The organism is Cellulomonas sp. (genome assembly GCF_017744555.1).
GTDB lineage: Bacteria > Actinomycetota > Actinomycetes > Actinomycetales > Cellulomonadaceae > Cellulomonas.
In genome coordinates, this window is sequence record NZ_JAGIBD010000023.1 from 34,375 (window position 1) to 52,532 (window position 18,158).

An 18,158-nucleotide genomic window follows, 5' to 3' on the forward strand; every position below is an offset into this window, starting at 1 on the left:
TCCAGGTACGCGGACAGCGAACCACCCGCTCTGGGTGCCATGGATGGGGGAACGGGATGGTTGTATGGATTCGTGACTGGGACGACGACCGAACCGCTGACCGCAGCCGACCGCTGCGACCGTTGTGGCGCGCAGGCCTACGTTCGCGTGGTGCTGCCCGTGGGCGAGCTGCTCTTCTGCGCACACCACGCTCGCGAGCACGCCCCGAAGTTCGAGGCGGTCGCCACGCACGTGCACGACGAGACCCAGCGCCTGCTCGAGGAGCACGGCGCAGGAGCCGGCGCCGCACGCTGACGCAGCGCCCCACCTGACCGACGGCGACGAGGCCCGGACCCGCGAGGGTCCGGGCCTCGTCGCATCCCCGGTGGCGGCACGCCGCTCGTCGGCGTGCCCGCCGCACGGCCGTCGTTCAGGCCGTGCCCGCCGGCACGGCAGTCGTTCAGGCCAGGACGTCGTTCCAGCCGAGGATCCGGTACGACCTCACGAGCCCGTGCACCACGAACGGGTCACCCGCGGCGAACTCCTCGGCCGCCTCCCGGCTGACCAGCACGCACATCGCACCGTCGGCGACCGGGTCCTCGAACGTCCCGATGCCGACCAGCAGCCCCCGCTCCGCGAAGCTCTCGTAGTGCGCGGTGTGCGCGGCCATCTGCGCGGGCGCCCGCTGCAGGACGTCGTCGGCGGACTCGTACAGCACGACGTACCGGGTCGACATGCCCACAGTCCTACCGCACCGGCGCCGACCCGCGACAGGTGTCGACGGCGCTGCAGCCGGCCTCGTGCGGGCCAGCGCCCGGAACGACGACGCCCCGCCCCGCACGAGGCGGGACGGGGCGTCGTCATCAGGACGAGGCTCAGTCCAGGTAGTCGCGGAGCACCTGGGACCGCGACGGGTGGCGCAGCTTCGACATCGTCTTCGACTCGATCTGACGGATCCGCTCGCGCGTGACGCCGTAGACCTTGCCGATCTCGTCGAGGGTCTTCGGCTGACCGTCCGTGAGGCCGAAGCGCATCGAGACGACGCCCGCCTCCCGCTCGGAGAGCGTGTCGAGGACCTGGTGCAGCTGCTCCTGCAGGAGCGTGAAGCTGACAGCGTCAGCCGGCACGACGGCCTCGGAGTCCTCGATCAGGTCACCGAACTCGCTGTCGCCGTCCTCACCGAGCGGCGTGTGCAGCGAGATCGGCTCGCGGCCGTACTTCTGGACCTCGACGACCTTCTCGGGCGTCATGTCGAGCTCCTTGGCGAGCTCCTCGGGCGTGGGCTCGCGGCCCAGGTCCTGGAGCATCTGCCGCTGGACGCGCGCGAGCTTGTTGATGACCTCGACCATGTGCACCGGGATGCGGATGGTGCGGGCCTGGTCGGCCATCGCGCGGGTGATCGCCTGACGGATCCACCACGTCGCGTACGTCGAGAACTTGTAGCCCTTGGTGTAGTCGAACTTCTCGACCGCACGGATCAGACCGAGGTTGCCCTCCTGGATGAGGTCCAGGAACAGCATGCCGCGGCCCGTGTACCGCTTGGCGAGCGAGACGACGAGGCGGAGGTTCGCCTCGAGCAGGTGGTTCTTCGCACGACGGCCGTCCTGCGCGATCCACTCGAGCTCGCGGCGGATCTTGGGCTCCATCGCGACGCCCGCGTTGAGGCGCTCCTCGGCGAACAGGCCGGCCTCGATGCGCTTGGCGAGCTCGACCTCCTGCTCGGCGTTGAGGAGCGCGACCTTGCCGATCTGCTTGAGGTAGTCCTTCACGGGGTCGGCGGTGGCACCGGCCGTGACGACCTGCTGGGCGGGGGCGTCGTCGTCGTCCGCGTCGGAGTAGACGAAGCCGCTGTCCTCAGTCTCCTCCTCCGTCGAGGCGGCGGCCGGCTTGGCGGCGTCGCCGTCCTCCGACTCGTCGGCGTCCGCGTCGGTGTCGGCGTCGCCCTCGACGACCTCCGTCACGTCGTCGTCGGCGACGACCTCGTCGGTGACGTCGATCTCGACGTCCTCGAGCTCGTCGGGCTCGTCGTCGGAGTCGGCATCGGCCGCGTCGGCGTTCGGTGCCGGCTTCGTCGCGGCCTTGGCAGCAGCAGGCGCCTTCGCCGTCGACTTGGGGCCGGAGGTCTTGGTCGCGGCGGCCTTCGTCGACCGCGTGGCGGTCTTCGTCGCCGCGGGCTCCTCGGCACCGTCGGTGGCGCCGACCACGGCCTTCGCCGACGGCCGCGCCTTGGCGCTCGTGGCGGCGACGGCACGCGTGGTGGCCGGCACGGCGGGCTCACGCACGCCGATGCCGGCGGTCGCCAGACCGCGGACCACGGCGCGCAGCCGCTTCGCGTCCTGGACGTCGGCCTGCTCGCACGCGGAGCGCAGCTCCTCGGCTCCGACGCTGCCGTGCGTCCGGCCGCGCAGCACGAGATCCTGCATGGCGGGGTGCTCGAACTCACGCGGAAGTGCGGGGTGCGGGGTCTGGGACGACACGAACGACCTTTCGGCAGCAAGACACCCGGGACGTGTCCGGGAGGTAGACAGACATTGTACCGACGATGTCCCGGCAGGACGGCTCATCAGGCACGGTCGGAGGCGTCGATGACGGCCCCGGACGAGTCAACGCCCTAGTTCAACGGGCGAGGGTCGCGGGTGATTCCCGGCGCACGGGACGGTCGTCGGCGGGCGTCCTCAGGCCGAGGTCGGCTTGACCGTGAGCACCGGGCACGGCGCGTCGAAGAGCACCCGCTGGGCGTTGGCCCCGAGGATCAGCTTGCCGACCGGGCTGCGCCGCCGCAGGCCGATGACGACGAGCTGCGCGTCGACCTCCTCGGCCGTGGCGATCAGGTCGTCCGCGACGTCGCCGCCGTCCAGAAGACGGACCTCGTGCGAGATGCCCGCGCCGGAGAGGTCCGCGTCGACCTGCGACAGGGCGCTCTCCACCACTGCGCGCTGGTCGGTCGGCTCGTCGGGCCTCGCGCTCACGACGACCACGACGTTCGTGCTGCGGCGACGCGCCTCGCCGACCGCCGCGTCCAGGGCCGCCCGTCCTTCGGGGGTAGCCAGGTAGCCGACCACGATGCTCATCGGTCCTCCTCGTCCATGCGGCCGGACGCCGTGCAACGGACGCTACCCGAGCCGTGCGACCAGGACGAGCGCACGGCTGCATCAGCCGTTCGTCAGGCCTCGCGGCGCGTCCAACCAGGGCCGATGCCTGCCTCGAGCAGTCCCGTGAGCAGCAGTGCGAGCCGGTAGCCTCCGTCGTCCCCGAGAGCACGGTCCAGCAGCACGGAGGCTCGCGCCCCGTCTCCGCGCCACCAGGCGAGAAGGGCCAGGAGCGTGAGCGCCGGCGCCTGGTGACCGGCGCGTCCGTGCGCGACGACGTGCTCGAGCACGTCCTCGTGGACGCGCGTGGCGACGACCGGCGGTGGCACGGCGCACGCCGGGTCGAGGATCGCCGCTACCGCCGAGGCGAGCGCCGCCTCGTCACGCGGAGACGCCGCCGCACCCCGCACGCACCGCTCGGCGAGCTCACCCGTCCCGGGCACGAGCGCGACCAGGATGCTGTCCCGGACGCGACGGTCGGCCAGGCCCGCCTCGAGACGGCCCCACGGCGCCGCGCCGCGCGACGGGCCCGAGCAGGCGTGCGACACCGCGGCGCGCCAGGCGGCGACGGACTCGAGCCTCCACCGGGCGCGGGCCTCCTCGCCGGACTGCGCGGCCTCGTCGCGACGCGCCTCCCAGCGTCGACGGACCCGGGCGACCGACCGTCGACGCTCGGCGCCGGCAGGACGGATCGTCGCGACGTCCGCCCGTGAGTCCGCGACCGCCGACCCGGCGAGCACGAGCTCCGCGCCCACCTGGGTCGCGTCGAGGTCGCGCAGAGGTCGGCCGCCCGGCGGGCAGCAGCCGTCGCGGCAGTCGAGAGCGAGGTAGCCCGTCGACGTCACGACCCAGGCGACGACCTCGCCGAACGGGGCGTCGGCCGCCTCGCGGAGCAGCTCCACGGCACGGTGCGCGAGATGAGCGTCGACGTCGCGGGGGTCGTCGTCGGTGTACACGACAGCGAGCACGCGCGTGGCGCCGTCCCGGTCGAGGAGCGTGGTGAGCGCGCGGGCCCGGTCGGCGCCGTCGACGGGGTCGGAGAGCTGTGCGAGGTCGACACGAGCGACGACACCGACGCGCCCACGTGGACGCAGGCTCACGGCGACCAGGCTCTCGCGCGGGCGGAACCCGAGGCGGTGCGGGACCAGGGCGAGGATCTCGGCGGGTTCGGTGACCCGGACAGTGGTGACGGAGGGGTGCATGCGACGCAGCCCATCGCACCGGGGCCGCCACGTGGCCGGCGTGGGGCAGCCCCTGTGGGCGGGCGAGCGCGACGCCGGCATGTGGTCGCCTCGACGCGCTCGCCGTCGGCCTGTGGTCGCCTCGACGCGCTCGCCGTACGCCTGTGGTCGCCTCGACGCGGCAGGTCTGCCGGTGGTCGCGACAGGTGGCGAGCGGGTCGCTCGCGGTCGCGTCGGCGCGCCGCAGGACGGCCCACTACCCTGGCCCGATGCCTCGCCCCCGCCCCGTCGGCGCCAGCCTCGTCGGCTGCGTCACGGTCGCCGTCGCCGTGGCGCTCGCCGGGTGCTCGTCGAGCGGTCCTGCCGCCCTCGCCCCCACCGGGTCGACCGCGGCGGTCCAGCCCGAGCCGACGCCCACCGAGACCCTGCTCGGCACGCCGGACGCGGGCGGGTCGACCGTCGGGGGCCTCGCCGAGGGCTTCCCCGCCGACCTCGTCCCCGTCCCCCAGGGCGCCGTCGTGCTCGTCTCGTCGGCCGAGCCCGTCGCGACCACGGACCTCGTCCAGATCAGCCTGAACCTGCGCACGGAGCAGGACACCGACGGGCTCATGGCCGCGGTCCGCGCGCCTCTGGTCGCGGCCGGCTTCGTCGAGGGGGCGCCGCCCGTGGTCGAACCCGGTCTCGCGGCGCAGTCGACGTTCTCCCGCGGCGACGGCTCCGAGCTGCTCGTGGTCGGCGTCCTCGACCGCGACGACGAGCGCACCCTGACGCTCGGTGGCAAGGTCCGGACGGCGGTCCCCTAGGGTGCCAGGTGTGAGCCAGGACGTCCCCGCCCTCGTCGACGTCGAGGACGTCCGCCCCCGGGTCGACGCGATCCTCCAGCAGCACGTCGCGCAGCTGCGCACCGTGCTGGCCGCCGCGAGCGCCGACGCCGACGTGCTGGCCGACGCGGTCGAGCAGATGCTGTCCGGCGGCAAGCGGTTGCGTGCGGCGTTCTGCTACTGGTCGTGGCGCGCGCACGGGGGCCGGCCGGGCACGCCCGAGGCGGACGCGGTCCTACGGGTCGGCGCGGCGCTCGAGCTGTTCCAGGCAGCGGCCCTGTTCCACGACGACGTCATGGACGACTCCGACACGCGCCGGGGCTTCCCCGCGGCGCACCGGGCCTTCGCGGCGGTCCACGCCGAGCGCGGCTTCACGGGCGACGCCGACCGGTTCGGGGAGTCGGCGGCCATCCTGCTGGGCGACCTCGCACTCGTCGCGAGCGAGCAGGAGTTCGCCGGCGCGCTGGCCCTCCAGCCGTGGCCGCGCATCCAGCGCTCCCGCGCCGTGTTCGACCTGATGCGGACCGAGGTCACGATCGGCCAGTACCTCGACGTCCTGGCCCAGGCGCTCCCGTGGGGCGAGGAGCCCGCGTCCGACGAGGCGCGTGCGCGCGAGGTCATCCGGGCGAAGTCGGCCCGGTACAGCGTCGAGCACCCGATCGTGCTCGGAGCCGCGCTCGCCGACGCCGACGAGGCGGAGCTCGCCGCGTGCCGCGCGCTCGGCCTGCCGCTCGGCGAGGCCTACCAGCTGCGCGACGACCTGCTGGGCGTGTTCGGCGACCCCGGCGCGACGGGCAAGCCGGCCGGCGACGACCTGCGCGAGGGCAAGCGCACCGTCCTGGTCGCCCGGTCGCTGGCACGCGCGCAGCACAGCGGTGACCTCGAGACGGTCGCGCTCCTGCGCGAGCACCTGGGAGACCGCGACATGACGACGGAGGTCGTCGACCGCCTCGCTGCGGCCATCGAGGCGAGCGGGGCGCCGGAGGAGGTCGAGGCGCTCATCGACGAGCTCTCCGGCCGCGCCTTCTCCGTCATGGACGGGCTCGCGTGGCCCGAGCCCGCGCGGTCACACCTCGCTGCGCTCGCGCACGCCGCCGTCGACCGGCACGCCTGAACGACGGCCCGCGAGGGCGCCCGAGCGGTTCAGAGCTCGGCCTGCGCCCGCCGACGGACCTCGGTCTTGCGCCCGGCGCGCAGCGCCGCGATCGGGGTGCCCGGCAGCGACGGGTCGTCGGTGAAGAGCCAGGCGATCGCCTCCTCGTCGGAGAACCCCGCGTCGGCGAGCACCGTGAACGTGCCCTGCAGCGCGCTGAGCACGGTCCACTGCGGCGCGTCGGGCGTGCGCGACGGGGCCGCGGGGTTCGCCAGGTGTCCCGGCACGAGGAACTGGGCCGGGACGGACAGGACCTTGGGGTCGCCGCGGCGGGCACCGACGAGCCGCCGCTCCTGCAGCAGCCGGCGGACCTTGCCGACGTCGAGGCCGAGCCGCTCCGAGACGTCGGGGACCGTCAGCCACTCGTCGACGAGAGATTCGACCGTGCTCGAGGAGTCATTCACCCGACAAGAGTACGCACGCGTGAATTACAGGCGCGCAATTCGCCCTCGCGCTTTCCGAATGCGTGTCGCTCGGATACGTTCACATTCTGTCACTTCTGTCACACCAGCAACACAGTTCACTCGAGCCCCACCGAAGGAACCGTCATGTCCCAGCCCGTCACCGCCCGGTCCGAGGGCCTTCGCCGAGCCGCCACGGGCACCGGCGCCACGATCGCGCTCGCCGCCGTCGCGGTGACCGCCACCGGGACCGGCGCTCACGCCGACGACCAGTACACGGTCCGGGCCGGCGACACGGTCAGCCACATCGCGGCCCGCACGCGCACGTCGGTCGCGGCCATCGCGCAGGCGAACTCGCTGGGCGACGCCTCGAAGATCCGCATCGGGCAGGTGCTCACGATCCCCTCGGCCGGCGCACGCGCGGCGTCGACCGCCCCGGCGCCCGCCGCGGCTCCCGCACCCGCGGCCGCCACCTACGTGGTGCGGGCGGGCGACACCGTGAGCCACATCGCCGCCCGCTCTGGGACCACGGTCGCCGCGATCGTCGCCGCGAACGGGCTCGACGCCCGCGCGCGCATCACGATCGGCCAGACGCTCACCGTCCCCGGCGCCGCCGCGGCGACGTCGAGCGCCCCGGCGGCCCCTGCGGCTGCCGCGGCGCCGTCCGGCACCTACACCGTCGTCAAGGGCGACACGGTGACGTCGATCGCCGCGAAGCTCGGGACCACCACGGCGACGATCGTGGCGGCCAACGGGCTCGACGCCCGTGCGTTCATCCGGATCGGGCAGACACTCACCGTCCCCGGCACGGCGCCGCAGGCGGTCGGCAGCACGTTCGCCGGTCGGACGTACCCCGACGCCGTCGTCGCCGCCGCCAACGCCAACCTCGCGACGCTGCGCGCCGGAGGCGTGCCGTCGAAGACCGCCATGCAGGCGAAGGTCGCCGCGACGGCCCGCGCGATGGGCGTCGACGCCTCGCTCGCGCAGGCCATCGCGTTCCAGGAGTCCGGCTTCAACCACGCCGTCGTCTCCCCCGCCAACGCGATCGGCACGATGCAGGTGATCCCGAGCTCCGGCGCCTGGGCGTCGGACCTCGTCGGCCGTCGCCTCGACCTGCTGAACCCGGACGACAACGTCACGGCGGGCGTCGCGATCCTGCGCGCGCTGCTGCGCACCGCACCCGACCTCCCGACCGCGATCGCCGGCTACTACCAGGGCGCGGCGTCCGTGCAGCGCAACGGCATGTTCGCGGACACGCGGCGGTACGTCGCGAACGTCCAGACGCACATGACGCGCTTCGGCTGAGCGGCCCCGGCTCCGACGAACCGGGCACCGCCGACCGTAGACTCCTGCGCGTGGGAGCCACCGTCACCGATCCGCTCGTGGGCCGCCTGGTCGACGGGCGGTACGAGGTCGTCTCCCGCATCGCCCGCGGCGGCATGGCGACCGTCTACCTGGCCGTCGACCGCCGGCTCGATCGCGACGTCGCGCTCAAGGTCATGCACCCGCACCTCGCCGAGGGGGCCAGCGGGACGGACTTCGTCGCGCGGTTCCGCCGGGAGGCCCGCGCGGCGGCACGCCTGACGCACCCCGGGCTGGTCGGCGTCTACGACCAGGGCGTGGACGGTGAGACCAGCTACCTGACCATGGAGTACGTCGACGGCTCCAACCTGCGTCGACGGCTCGGCGAACGCGGTGCCCTCACGGTCGAGGAGGCGCTGCGGATCGGCGAGAGCGTGCTCGACGCGCTCGCCGCGGCCCACCGCGCCGGCCTGGTGCACCGCGACATCAAGCCCGAGAACGTGCTGCTGGCCACGGACGGCCGCGTCAAGCTGGCCGACTTCGGGCTGGCCCGCGCGGTCACCGAGGTCACCTCCACCACCACCGGCACGGTGCTCGGGACGGTCGCGTACCTCGCGCCCGAGCTCGTCGTCCGCGGTGCCAGCGACGCGCGCACCGACGTCTACGCGTGCGGCATCCTGCTGTTCGAGATGCTCACCGGGCGGCAGCCCTTCACCGGCGAGACCCCCATCCAGGTCGCGTTCCAGCACGTCAACTCCGACGTCCCCGCGCCCGGCGACGAGCTCACGTGGCTCCCGTCCGAGGTCGACGAGCTCGTGCAGGCGCTCGCCGCCCGGTCCCCCGAGGACCGGCCCGTCGACGCCGCCGCCGCGCTCGGCCTGCTGCGCCGGACCCGAGCCGCGCTCGACCCCGAGACGCTCGCCCGCCGGGCCGACGTCACACCGTCGATCGTGCTCCCCCTCGCCACCGACCCCGACGAGACCGAGCTCGACGAGCTCGACGACGACGCCACCGGGTCGCCCGACGGCGAGGACGGCCAGGAGACCACGAGGCTCGACGCGTCGTCCGGCCACGGCGCCACGGTGGCGCTGCCGATCGGTCTCGGCGTGCCGCCGTCGGAACAGCCGACCGAGACGTCCGCCCCGACCCGGCGCGCCCGTCGCACCCGGTGGTGGGTGGTCCTCGCCGTCCTGGCTGTGCTCGTGGGCGCCGGCGCGTGGTGGTACGTGCAGGCCGGACCCGGTGCGTACACGACGGTGCCGCAGGTGCTCGGCAGCGACGAGGCGACCGTCACCGCCGCGCTCGAGCACGCCGGTCTGCGCCCCCACGCGACACGCGACTTCGACGACACCGCGGCGGTCGACACCGTGTTCGCGTCCGACCCCGAGGTGGGCTCGCGCATCCGCAAGGGCACGGTCGTCGTCTTCACCGTGTCCAAGGGGCCCGACTACGTGCAGGTGCCCGACGGCGTGGTGGGCGTTCTGCAGAAGGACGCCGCGAACGCCCTCACGACGGTCGGCCTGGTCCCCCGCTACGACGAGCCGAAGTACGACGACGCCGCGCCCAACGGCCAGGTCCTGAGCGCCACGCTTCCGGACGGCACACCGGCCGCGCCGAACACCCAGTCGACCCGCGGCACCGAGGTGACGCTCGTCGTCTCCAAGGGACCGGCGCCGGCGGCCATCACGTCGGTCGTGGGCGACACCGTCGAGCAGGCGACCGCGTCGCTGGCGACCGACAACATGAAGCTCGTCGCGACGGAGGCGTTCCACGACACCGTCGCGGCCGGCAGGATCATCTCGCAGGACCCGCCGTCGGGGACGCCGGGCCATCGCGGCGACACCGTCAACGTGGTCGTGTCGAAGGGCCCCGAGCCGATCCCGCTGCCGAACACGTACGGGCAGAACGTCAAGACCGCGCAGAAGGCGCTCGAGGACGCCGGGTTCGTCGTCAAGGTGCAGCACCCGCAGGGGATCTCGCCGCTGAACCTGGTCTACTCCCAGAACCCTGCCGGCGGTGAGGGCAAGACGGCCCCGCGGGGCAGCACCATCACGCTCAACGTGTTCTGACACCGACGCACGAGGGGCCGGGTCGCGATGTGCGGCCCGGCCCCTCGTCTCGTCCAACCCAGGTCACGCCTTGCGGAGCAGCTCCACGACCTGGAACGCCATCTCGAGCGACTGCTGGTGGTTGAGGCGCGGGTCGACGAGCGTCTCGTACCGCCGCGCGAGCCCCTCGTCGTCGATCTCCTCGGACCCGCCGAGGACCTCGGTCACGTCGTCGCCCGTGAGCTCGATGTGCAGGCCACCGGGGACTGTGCCGAGCGCGCGGTGCACCTCGAAGAAGCCGGCGACCTCGTCCATGACGTCCGAGAACCGGCGCGTCTTGTACCCCGACGCCGACGTGATGCCGTTGCCGTGCATCGGGTCGCACACCCAGGTGACGGGCCGGCCGTCGGCGGTGACCTTCTCGACGAGCGCGGGCAGCAGGTCGCGGACCTTGCCCGCGCCCATGCGCGTGATGAACGTGATCCGCCCGGGCTCGCCGCTCGGGTTGAGCTTGTCGATGAGCGCGAGCGCGTCGTCGCCCGTCGTCGTCGGGCCCAGCTTGATGCCCAGCGGGTTCTGGACCCGCGAGAAGTAGTCGACGTGCGCGCCGTCGAGCTGGCGGGTGCGCTCCCCGATCCACACGAAGTGGGCCGAGCAGTCGTACGGCAGACCGGTGCGCGAGTCGATCCGCGTGAGCGGCCGCTCGTAGTCGAGCAGCAGCCCCTCGTGGCTCGAGTAGAAGTCGACCGACCGCAGGGCCTCGAAGTCCGCGCCACACGCGGCCATGAACCGGATGGCGCGGTCGATCTCGGCCGCGATCTCCTCGTAGCGGGAGTACGACGGGTTCGTCGTGAAGCCCCGGTTCCACTCGTGCACGCGCAGCAGCGACGCGAAGCCGCCCGTCGTGAACGCGCGGATGAGGTTCAGCGTCGACGCGGACGTGTGGTACGCCTCGAGCAGCCGCTGCGGGTCCGGCGTGCGTGCCTCGGCCGTGAAGTCGAAGCCGTTGATGATGTCCCCGCGGAACGCCGGCAGCGTCTGCCCGTCGCGCGTCTCGACGTCCGACGAGCGCGGCTTCGCGTACTGCCCGGCCATCCGGCCCATCTTGATGACGGGCAGGCTCGCGCCGTACGTGAGCACGACCGCCATCTGGAGGATCGTCTTGATCTTGTTCCGGATGTTGTCGGCCGTGGCCTCCGCGAATGTCTCGGCGCAGTCGCCGCCCTGCAGCAGGAACGCCTCGCCGCGACCCGCGGCCGCGAGCTGCGTGCGCAGCGCGTCCGCCTCGCCGGCGAAGACGAGCGGCGGGAGCGACGCGAGCCGGCTCGAGACGGCCTCGAGCGCCGCCGCGTCCGGCCAGCTGGGCTGCTGGCCGGCCGACAGCGTGCGCCAGGCGTCGAGGCCCGCGACGACCTTCGGGTCGGGCTCGACGCTCACGAGTGCGCCGCCGGGACCAACTCCTGGCCGATGTCCGCCAGGAGCGCGCCGAACCACGGCTGCGACACGTCGAACGCCTTGCCGCCCGCGATGCGCGGGAACTCGATCGCGCGCAGGACGTCGCCCTGCTCCTCGTCGTGGCCGATGACGCCCGACTCGCCGCGCAGCGCGCACTCGACCGCGAGGTCCGTCATCGACTTGATGAGGCGCAGGTCCTCGGCGTTCGCCGCCGCAGCACGCGAGTAGTAGCCGGACTTCTGGACCATGGTCTTCTCGGCGCCGAGCTTCTTCGAGAACTGCTTGGCGAACCACTGGCCGGGGTTCACGGTGTCGAGCTTGACGTGACCGAACGGGTCACGCTCCACGGGCGTGCCGGCGGCCTCGAGCTGCTCGACGATCTCGTGCATGCCCGCACCCTCCGACAGGAAGATGTTGACGTTGCCCTGCTCGTCCATGACCTTCTTGAGGCGCTCGGCCTCGGCGTCGATGTCCAGCGCGAGCTCCGGCACGAAGACCGCGTGGATGTCCCAGCGCTCGCGCGACAGGCCGATCCCCGGCACCCACTCCTGCTGGTCGAGCCACTTGCGGTACTCGACGGCGGCCGCGGCGGTCAGCCAGCCGCAGTGCCGGCCCATGACCTCGTGCACGATGAGCATGCGGGGGCCCGAGCGGTGCTCGCCGATGATGTTCGCCGCGAAGCCGGCGGCCTCCTCGGCCGCGGTCCATGCGCCGAGCGACTGGCGGATCGGCACCACGTCGTTGTCGATCGTCTTGGGCAGCCCGACGACGGTCAGGCCGTAGTCGTTCTCCGCGAGGTAGGCGGCCAGGTCGGCGGCCGTGGTGTTGGTGTCGTCGCCGCCGATCGTGTGCAGGACGTCGACGCCGTCGGCCTTGAGCTGCTCGGCCGCGACCTGCAGCGGGTCCTGACCCTCCTGGACCAGCCCGCGCTTGACGCAGTCGGCCGCGTTCGTGAGCTTGACGCGCGAGTTGCCGATGGGCGAGCCGCCGAACCGGTGCAGGATGCCGGCCTTGGCGCGCGTCTCGGCGTCGATGACGATCTTGTCGCCGCGCAGGAGGCCGTAGTAGCCGTGCTCGTAGGCGATGATCTCGATGTCGGGAGCGATCTCGGTGTAGCGCTCGATGAGCCCACCGACGGCCGACGACAGGCACGGAGCGAAGCCACCCGCGGTCAGGAGGGCGACGCGACGAACCGACATGAGACACACCTCTCGTTGATCTTCACGGCGGGCGCTGGCGCCCGTCCAGGACGCGCGACCTCACCAGGTCCTCTCGACGAGGCCCGACGGCGCGCTGATCGGCTCACGCCGACGGCGTCATCCTACTGACGTGGGAGCGTCGTCCTGCGGCGGTACCGGCACCTGGACGTCCGGCGCCGGGCGTCCGCCGGGGGCGGCGGGCAGGTGGTCGGCCGACGACCCCGCGACCGCGGGGTGACCTGTGGCGATACGGGCCTTCTGCGTCGCGGCGTACACGTCGACGTACTCCTGGCCGGACAGGCTCATGATCGCGTACATGATCTCGTCGCTCACCGAGCGCAGGATGAAGCGGTCGTTCTCCATCCCCTGGTAGCGGCTGAAGTCGAGCGGCTCACCGATCACGACGCCGATGCGCATGACCTTGGGGATCTTGCGACCGAGCGGCTGCGCGACGTCCGTCCCGACCATGGCGACGGGGATCACCGGGGCGCCGGACTCGAGGGCCAGCCGCGCGACGCCCGTCTTGCCGCGGTACAGGCGTCCGTCGGGACTGCGCGTGCCCTCGGGGTAGATGCCGAACAGGTCACCCTCGGCGAGCCGACGCAGGCCGGTGTTGAGCGCGGCCTCGCTCGCCTTGCCGCCGCCACGGTCTACGGGGATCGTCCCGACGCCGCGCATGAATCCCGCAGTGACCCGGCCTTTGAGCCCGCGGCCGGTGAAGTACTCCTGCTTGCCGATGAAGACGATCTCGCGGTCGAGCACGAGGGGCAGGAAGAACGAGTCGATCACGGCGAGGTGGTTGCTCGCGAGGATCGCCCCACCCTCCGAGGGCACGTTCTCGGCCCCCCGCACCCACGGACGGTAGATGAGGTGCAGGAACGGGCCCACGAACACCCGCTTCATCAACCAGTAGAACAAGAGCTCACCTCTCCACCCGACCCACACGCCTCGTCCGACTCTAGAGTGCTCCCATGGCCGCACGCCCCGACGAGCCCGACGACGCCGCTCCGCCGCCGGACGCCGGAGCGCCCGACCCGGCGTCGGACGGCCCTGCACGAGGCGGTCGCGGCGACGACGACGAGCAGTGGGCCGCGATCGTCGCACAGCTCGGTGACCTCGCCGACTACGACGGGGCCGAGGACGACGACACCGACGCGACCACCGAGGACGCCCCACCTGTCGACACCGGGAAGCCGTCGCTCTCGTTCCCCGTCGCACCGTGGGTCGCCGAGCCTCGTGTCATCCGTCCGGCTCAGGACGACGACATGACCGGCCGCGACTGGGACGGCACGTCGCAGTACGACGGGGCCGAGGCAGCGGTCGACGCCGAGGAGCACTTCGTGCCGCCCGACCCCGGTCCGGTGCTGGGCGGCGACCCGCTGCTCACCATGGCGTGGCTCGCCGCCGCCGGCATGCCGATCTTCCTGCTCGTCGTCGTGGTCGCCTGGCGGTCCGCACCGCAGGCGCTCGTGCAGGCTGCGGCCGTCGTGTTCGTGCTCGGCGTCGGCGTGCTCGTGTGGCGCATGCCGCACCGGCGCGACCCCGACGACCACGACTCCGGCGCCGTCGTCTAGGTCGTCCAGCGCCCGCCTCGCGTCGGAGCGGCTCAGAGGCGGGCGAGGTCGGCCGCGCCCACCATGCCCGCGTCGTTGCCCATCGATGCCGTGACGATCTCGGCCTCCGGCCGGTGACCGCGACCCGACAGCTGCTCGTCGAACGCCTTGCGAGCGGGGGCCAGCAGCAGGTCGCCGGCCGCGGCCACGCCGCCGCCGATCACGATGAGCGCCGGGTCCAGGAGCGCGGTCGCCGACGCGGCCCCCTCGCCCACCCAGCGGCCCAGCTCGGCGAGCAGGTCGATCGCGAGCGGGTCGCCCTCGACCGCGGCCTTGGTGACCTGCGGGCCGACGATCTTCTCGGGGTCGCCGCCGGCGAGCTCGAGCAGGCGCGCGGCGCGGTCGGGGGCGGCGATCGCGGCCGCCTGGGCGTCGCGCACCAGGGCGCTGCCCGACGCGTACTGCTCCCAGCAGCCCTCGTGGCCGCAGCCGCAGTAGTGGCCACCCGGGACGACGCGCATGTGCCCGATCTCGGCCGCGACACCCCACGCGCCACGGACGAGCTCGCCGTTCGTGACGATCGCGCCGCCGAGGCCCGTGCCGACGGTGAGCAGGAGCATGTCGTCGACGTCGCGCGCGGCACCGAAGCGGAACTCCGCCCAGCCGGCCGCGTTCGCGTCGTTCTCGACGACGATCGTCACGCCCTTGCCGATGAGCGCCGCCACGTTGTCGCGCAGCGGGTAGTCGCGCCACGCGATGTTCGGCGCGAACAGCACCTGGGAGCGGTCGGCGGACACGAAGCCCGCAGCGGCGAGACCGATCGCGTTGACCTCGTACGACGCGCTCAGCTCGGCATAGACGTCGGCGATGGCACGGTCGATGCCGGACGCGTCGTCGGGCGACGTGTCGCGACGCGTCTGTGCCAGGATCGTGCCCTGCTCGTCGACCACCCCGGCCGCGATCTTCGTCCCGCCGATGTCCACACCGATGGCATGCATGTCCGTGTGTGCTCCTACGCGTCGTGTGCCGGCACCGCCGTCATGCGGTCGCCGCGGACCACGCTATCGGCCCGCGAACGGTGCTCGTGCACGTGTCCATCGCCCACCTGGCCCGCTGCGCGCGAGCTCCTGCGACGCGCGGTTTCAGGTACCACGCCGCGCAACGCTCTGGCCGGGCCGAACGTCCCGTATCCTCGTCACACTTCGCCACCTGTCACTGGAGCCAGAATGGACGAGTTCCACAGCCCCCTGCTCGTCGAGGTCGACCCGTCGAGCAACCTCAACGACCTGCTCGCGCAGCGGGTGCAGGGGACACCTGACCGCGTCGTCGTCGAGCACAAGACCGAGCAGGGCGGGCCCTGGATCCCGCTCACCGCACGCGAGCTCGACGCGGAGATCGTGGCCGTGGCGAAGGGCCTCGTGGCACGGGGCGTCGAGCCGGGCGACCGCGTCGGGATCATGTCCCGCACGCGCTACGAGTGGACGCTGCTGGACTGGGCGGTGTGGGCCGTCGGCGCGGTCCCCGTGCCCCTGTACGAGACGTCGTCCGCCGAGCAGGTGTCGTGGATCCTCACCGACGCCGCCGTCTCGCTGCTGGTGGTCGAGACGTCGACCCACGCGGCCGTCGTCGAGGAGGTCCGCGCGGACGCCCCCGACGTGCGCGAGGTCCTCGTCATCGACGAGGGCGCGATCGACACGCTCGTCGCCGCGGGCGCGGGCGTGGACGACGCGGAGATCGCGCGACGCCGCGGTCTCGCGGTGCTCGCCGACGTCGCGACGATCATCTACACGTCGGGCACGACCGGCCGGCCGAAGGGCGTCGAGCTCACGCACGGCAACTTCGCCGAGCTCACCGTGAACACCGTGGCGGGGCTTGCGGAGGTCGTCGCGGGCGACGGCGCCCGGACGCTGCTGTTCATGCCGCTGGCGCACGTGTTCGCCCGCTTCATCGAGGTGCTCTGCGTCCCGGCGGGTGCGGTGCTCGGGCACACGCCCGACACCAAGACGCTCGTCGAGGACCTCGGCTCGTTCCGGCCGACGTTCATCCTGTCCGTGCCGCGCGTGTTCGAGAAGGTCTACAACTCGGCCGAGCAGAAGGCCGCCGCGAGCGGCAAGGGCGCGATCTTCCAGCGCGCCGCGAAGACGTCGATCGTCTACTCCCGGGCCCTCGACACCCCGCGGGGACCGAGCCCCTGGCTGCGTCTGCAGCACAAGGTCGCCGACGTGCTCGTGCTGCACAAGCTGCGGGCGGCGCTGGGCGGGCAGGCCACGTGGGCGATCTCGGGCGGTGCCCCGCTCGGCGAGCGGCTCGGCCACTTCTACCGCGGGCTCGGCCTCCACGTGCTCGAGGGATACGGCCTGACCGAGACGACGGCGCCCGCCACGGTCAACCGCCCGGAGAAGACGAAGATCGGCACCGTCGGCCTGCCGCTGCCCGGCACCTCCGTGCGGATCGCGGCGGACGGCGAGATCGAGATCAAGGGCATCCAGGTGTTCCAGGGCTACCACGCCAACGAGAACGCCACGCAGGAGTCGCTCCAGGACGGCTGGTTCCGCTCGGGCGACCTCGGCTCGATCGACGAGGACGGCTACGTCCGGATCACCGGCCGCAAGAAGGAGATCATCGTCACCGCCGGCGGCAAGAACGTCGCGCCCGCGGTGCTCGAGGACCGCCTCCGGGCCCACCCGCTCATCAGCCAGGTCGTGGTCGTCGGCGACCAGAAGCCGTTCATCGGCGCGCTCATCACGCTCGACCCCGAGGGCGTCCCCGGCTGGCTCACCGCGCACGGCAAGCCGGCCATGTCGATCGAGGAGGCGGCCAAGGACCCCGACGTCCTCGCGTCCCTCGACAAGGCCGTGGAGAAGACCAACCGTGCCGTCTCCCGGGCGGAGTCGATCCGCAAGTACCGCATCCTCGACCGCGACCTGACGATCGCGGACGGCTACCTCACCCCCAAGCTCAGCGTGCGTCGTCGCGAGGTGCTCAAGGACTTCGCCGCGGACGTCGAGGCGCTGTACGACACGTCCGACCGCGACTGAGCGCACCTACCCGGCCGGCTCGAGGCGCAGGGGCGGCACCAGCCCCTGCGCCGCGAGCACGCCCAGGGCGTGCTGCTCGGCCCGGTCGAGCTCCACGACCCCGGCCAGCGGTCGCGGCGCCGGGGCAGCCCCGGGCCGCACCGTGACCGTCAGGAACGTCACCACGCAGTCCGTGCAGGCGGCCCCGCGGGCGGAGCAGCCGTCGCAGTCGATCATCATGTGCCGGACCGTAGCGACGACCTCCGACAGAGCTCAGAGCTGCTGCAGCCTCGCGACGAGTGTGGACGACGGCACGACCCACGCGCCGTCCGCCTCGACGTCGCGCGCGACCTCCTGGTCGCTCGTCACCACGACGAGCACCCGCCCACGCGGCTCGGCGTGCACGAGCCGCCGGATGAGGTCATCGGCGATCTCCCCCGCCGAGAACAGCACGCGCACGCCCCGGGCGAGACTTCCCGGTGCCTGTGCCGCGTCCTGGCCGTCGAAGCAGCACGTGACCTCCGCACCGCTCCTCGCGGCCACCCGGCCCAGCCCGTCGACCAGCCGGTGGCGCTGCTCGACGAGCGTGAGCTCGCCGAACCCGGACTTCGACACGTTGTAGCCGTCGACGAGCAGGTGGGCCCTCGGCTGCCGGAGCAGCTCGTCGAGCAGTGCGGGGTCGTCGACCGAGCGGCCACGCGAGCCCGGCCGACGCGCCGTGCCCTCCGCCGCCGGCGCCACGAGATCCGCGGGGAGCTCGGCCGCGGGCGGCAGCGCGAGCTCGGCACGCAGCCCGCTCGCGGCGTCGACGATGGTGTCCAGCAGGAGCCGGACGCGTGCGTCGGCGAGCTTGCGGGCGGACCGCAGCTCGGCGCGCGCGGCGGTCCGCTCCGCGTCGGCGGCGCGCCGGTCGGCGGCCGCGGTGGCCCGCTCCTGCGCTGCCGCCCGGTGCTCCGCCCT

General features: G+C 73.1%; 18 protein-coding genes. 7 read left to right on the top strand and 11 right to left on the bottom strand.

Annotated features, from left to right (window positions below):
* Positions 1 to 39: 39 nt before the first annotated feature.
* The gene (locus J7523_RS14660; protein ID WP_291888062.1) at positions 40 to 294 is read left to right on the top strand and encodes a hypothetical protein; all 255 of its coding nucleotides are present in this window, start codon (positions 40 to 42) and stop codon (positions 292 to 294) included.
* A 145-nt stretch (positions 295 to 439) separates the two neighbouring features.
* Here J7523_RS14660 and J7523_RS14665 read toward each other — a convergent pair whose 3' ends face one another.
* The 4 genes from J7523_RS14665 to J7523_RS14680 all read right to left on the bottom strand — a co-directional run bounded on the left by J7523_RS14665 (position 440) and on the right by J7523_RS14680 (position 4,270).
* Entirely contained in the window at positions 440 to 715 is a 276-nt protein-coding gene (locus tag J7523_RS14665) for a YciI family protein (protein ID WP_291888065.1), read from the bottom strand.
* A 139-nt stretch (positions 716 to 854) separates the two neighbouring features.
* Positions 855 to 2,402: an RNA polymerase sigma factor gene (locus J7523_RS14670; protein WP_291888122.1), complete on the bottom strand. Its 1,548-nt coding sequence runs from the start codon at positions 2,400 to 2,402 to the stop codon at positions 855 to 857.
* A 252-nt stretch (positions 2,403 to 2,654) separates the two neighbouring features.
* A complete protein-coding gene (locus J7523_RS14675; RefSeq protein ID WP_291888068.1) occupies positions 2,655 to 3,050 on the bottom strand; it encodes a universal stress protein in 396 nt (131 codons plus the stop codon).
* 92 nt (positions 3,051 to 3,142) lie between these two features.
* The gene (locus tag J7523_RS14680) at positions 3,143 to 4,270 is read right to left on the bottom strand and encodes a DUF4192 domain-containing protein (protein WP_291888071.1); all 1,128 of its coding nucleotides are present in this window, start codon (positions 4,268 to 4,270) and stop codon (positions 3,143 to 3,145) included.
* Positions 4,271 to 4,518: 248 nt separating this feature from the next.
* Between J7523_RS14680 and J7523_RS14685 the strand changes: the two genes are divergently transcribed.
* Positions 4,519 to 5,052, top strand: a complete 534-nt coding sequence (locus tag J7523_RS14685) for a hypothetical protein (RefSeq protein ID WP_291888073.1) — start codon at positions 4,519 to 4,521, stop codon at positions 5,050 to 5,052.
* A gap of 10 nt (positions 5,053 to 5,062) precedes the next feature.
* Positions 5,063 to 6,184, top strand: coding sequence for a polyprenyl synthetase family protein (locus tag J7523_RS14690; RefSeq protein WP_291888076.1), 1,122 nt, complete (start codon positions 5,063 to 5,065; stop codon positions 6,182 to 6,184).
* Positions 6,185 to 6,213: 29 nt separating this feature from the next.
* Here J7523_RS14690 and J7523_RS14695 read toward each other — a convergent pair whose 3' ends face one another.
* On the bottom strand, positions 6,214 to 6,627 hold the full coding sequence (locus J7523_RS14695; RefSeq protein WP_291888079.1) for an Rv2175c family DNA-binding protein: 414 nt from the start codon (positions 6,625 to 6,627) through the stop codon (positions 6,214 to 6,216).
* A 144-nt stretch (positions 6,628 to 6,771) separates the two neighbouring features.
* Here J7523_RS14695 and J7523_RS14700 point away from each other — a divergent pair, with 144 nt between their 5' ends.
* A complete protein-coding gene (locus J7523_RS14700) occupies positions 6,772 to 7,929 on the top strand; it encodes a LysM peptidoglycan-binding domain-containing protein (protein ID WP_291888082.1) in 1,158 nt (385 codons plus the stop codon).
* 50 nt (positions 7,930 to 7,979) lie between these two features.
* Positions 7,980 to 9,995 (top strand): Stk1 family PASTA domain-containing Ser/Thr kinase, encoded by a 2,016-nt coding sequence (pknB, locus tag J7523_RS14705; protein ID WP_291888085.1) that lies wholly within the window; start codon positions 7,980 to 7,982, stop codon positions 9,993 to 9,995.
* A 63-nt stretch (positions 9,996 to 10,058) separates the two neighbouring features.
* Here pknB and J7523_RS14710 read toward each other — a convergent pair whose 3' ends face one another.
* The 3 genes from J7523_RS14710 to J7523_RS14720 all read right to left on the bottom strand — a co-directional run bounded on the left by J7523_RS14710 (position 10,059) and on the right by J7523_RS14720 (position 13,546).
* Positions 10,059 to 11,411: a class II 3-deoxy-7-phosphoheptulonate synthase gene (locus J7523_RS14710; RefSeq protein ID WP_291888087.1), complete on the bottom strand. Its 1,353-nt coding sequence runs from the start codon at positions 11,409 to 11,411 to the stop codon at positions 10,059 to 10,061.
* Positions 11,408 to 12,628, bottom strand: coding sequence for a pyrophosphate--fructose-6-phosphate 1-phosphotransferase (locus tag J7523_RS14715; protein ID WP_291888089.1), 1,221 nt, complete (start codon positions 12,626 to 12,628; stop codon positions 11,408 to 11,410). Before J7523_RS14715 ends, J7523_RS14710 begins: the two co-directional genes overlap by 4 nt.
* Before the next feature lie 117 nt (positions 12,629 to 12,745).
* Complete coding sequence (locus J7523_RS14720) at positions 12,746 to 13,546, bottom strand: lysophospholipid acyltransferase family protein (protein ID WP_291888091.1); 801 nt, start codon at positions 13,544 to 13,546, stop codon at positions 12,746 to 12,748.
* Positions 13,547 to 13,599: 53 nt separating this feature from the next.
* Between J7523_RS14720 and J7523_RS14725 the strand changes: the two genes are divergently transcribed.
* Positions 13,600 to 14,202 (top strand): hypothetical protein, encoded by a 603-nt coding sequence (locus tag J7523_RS14725; RefSeq protein ID WP_291888093.1) that lies wholly within the window; start codon positions 13,600 to 13,602, stop codon positions 14,200 to 14,202.
* 32 nt (positions 14,203 to 14,234) lie between these two features.
* Here the strand turns inward: J7523_RS14725 and J7523_RS14730 are convergent, their stop codons facing one another.
* Positions 14,235 to 15,179: an ROK family glucokinase gene (locus tag J7523_RS14730; RefSeq protein ID WP_291888095.1), complete on the bottom strand. Its 945-nt coding sequence runs from the start codon at positions 15,177 to 15,179 to the stop codon at positions 14,235 to 14,237.
* A gap of 228 nt (positions 15,180 to 15,407) precedes the next feature.
* On the opposite strand from J7523_RS14730, the gene J7523_RS14735 reads away from it, so the two are divergent.
* On the top strand, positions 15,408 to 17,219 hold the full coding sequence (locus J7523_RS14735; RefSeq protein WP_291888097.1) for an AMP-dependent synthetase/ligase: 1,812 nt from the start codon (positions 15,408 to 15,410) through the stop codon (positions 17,217 to 17,219).
* A gap of 6 nt (positions 17,220 to 17,225) precedes the next feature.
* Here J7523_RS14735 and J7523_RS14740 read toward each other — a convergent pair whose 3' ends face one another.
* Both J7523_RS14740 and J7523_RS14745 read right to left on the bottom strand, forming a co-directional pair.
* On the bottom strand, positions 17,226 to 17,438 hold the full coding sequence (locus J7523_RS14740; RefSeq protein ID WP_291888099.1) for a hypothetical protein: 213 nt from the start codon (positions 17,436 to 17,438) through the stop codon (positions 17,226 to 17,228).
* 33 nt (positions 17,439 to 17,471) lie between these two features.
* The coding region (locus tag J7523_RS14745; protein WP_291888101.1) for an NYN domain-containing protein at positions 17,472 to 18,158 on the bottom strand (687 nt) is incomplete at its 5' end.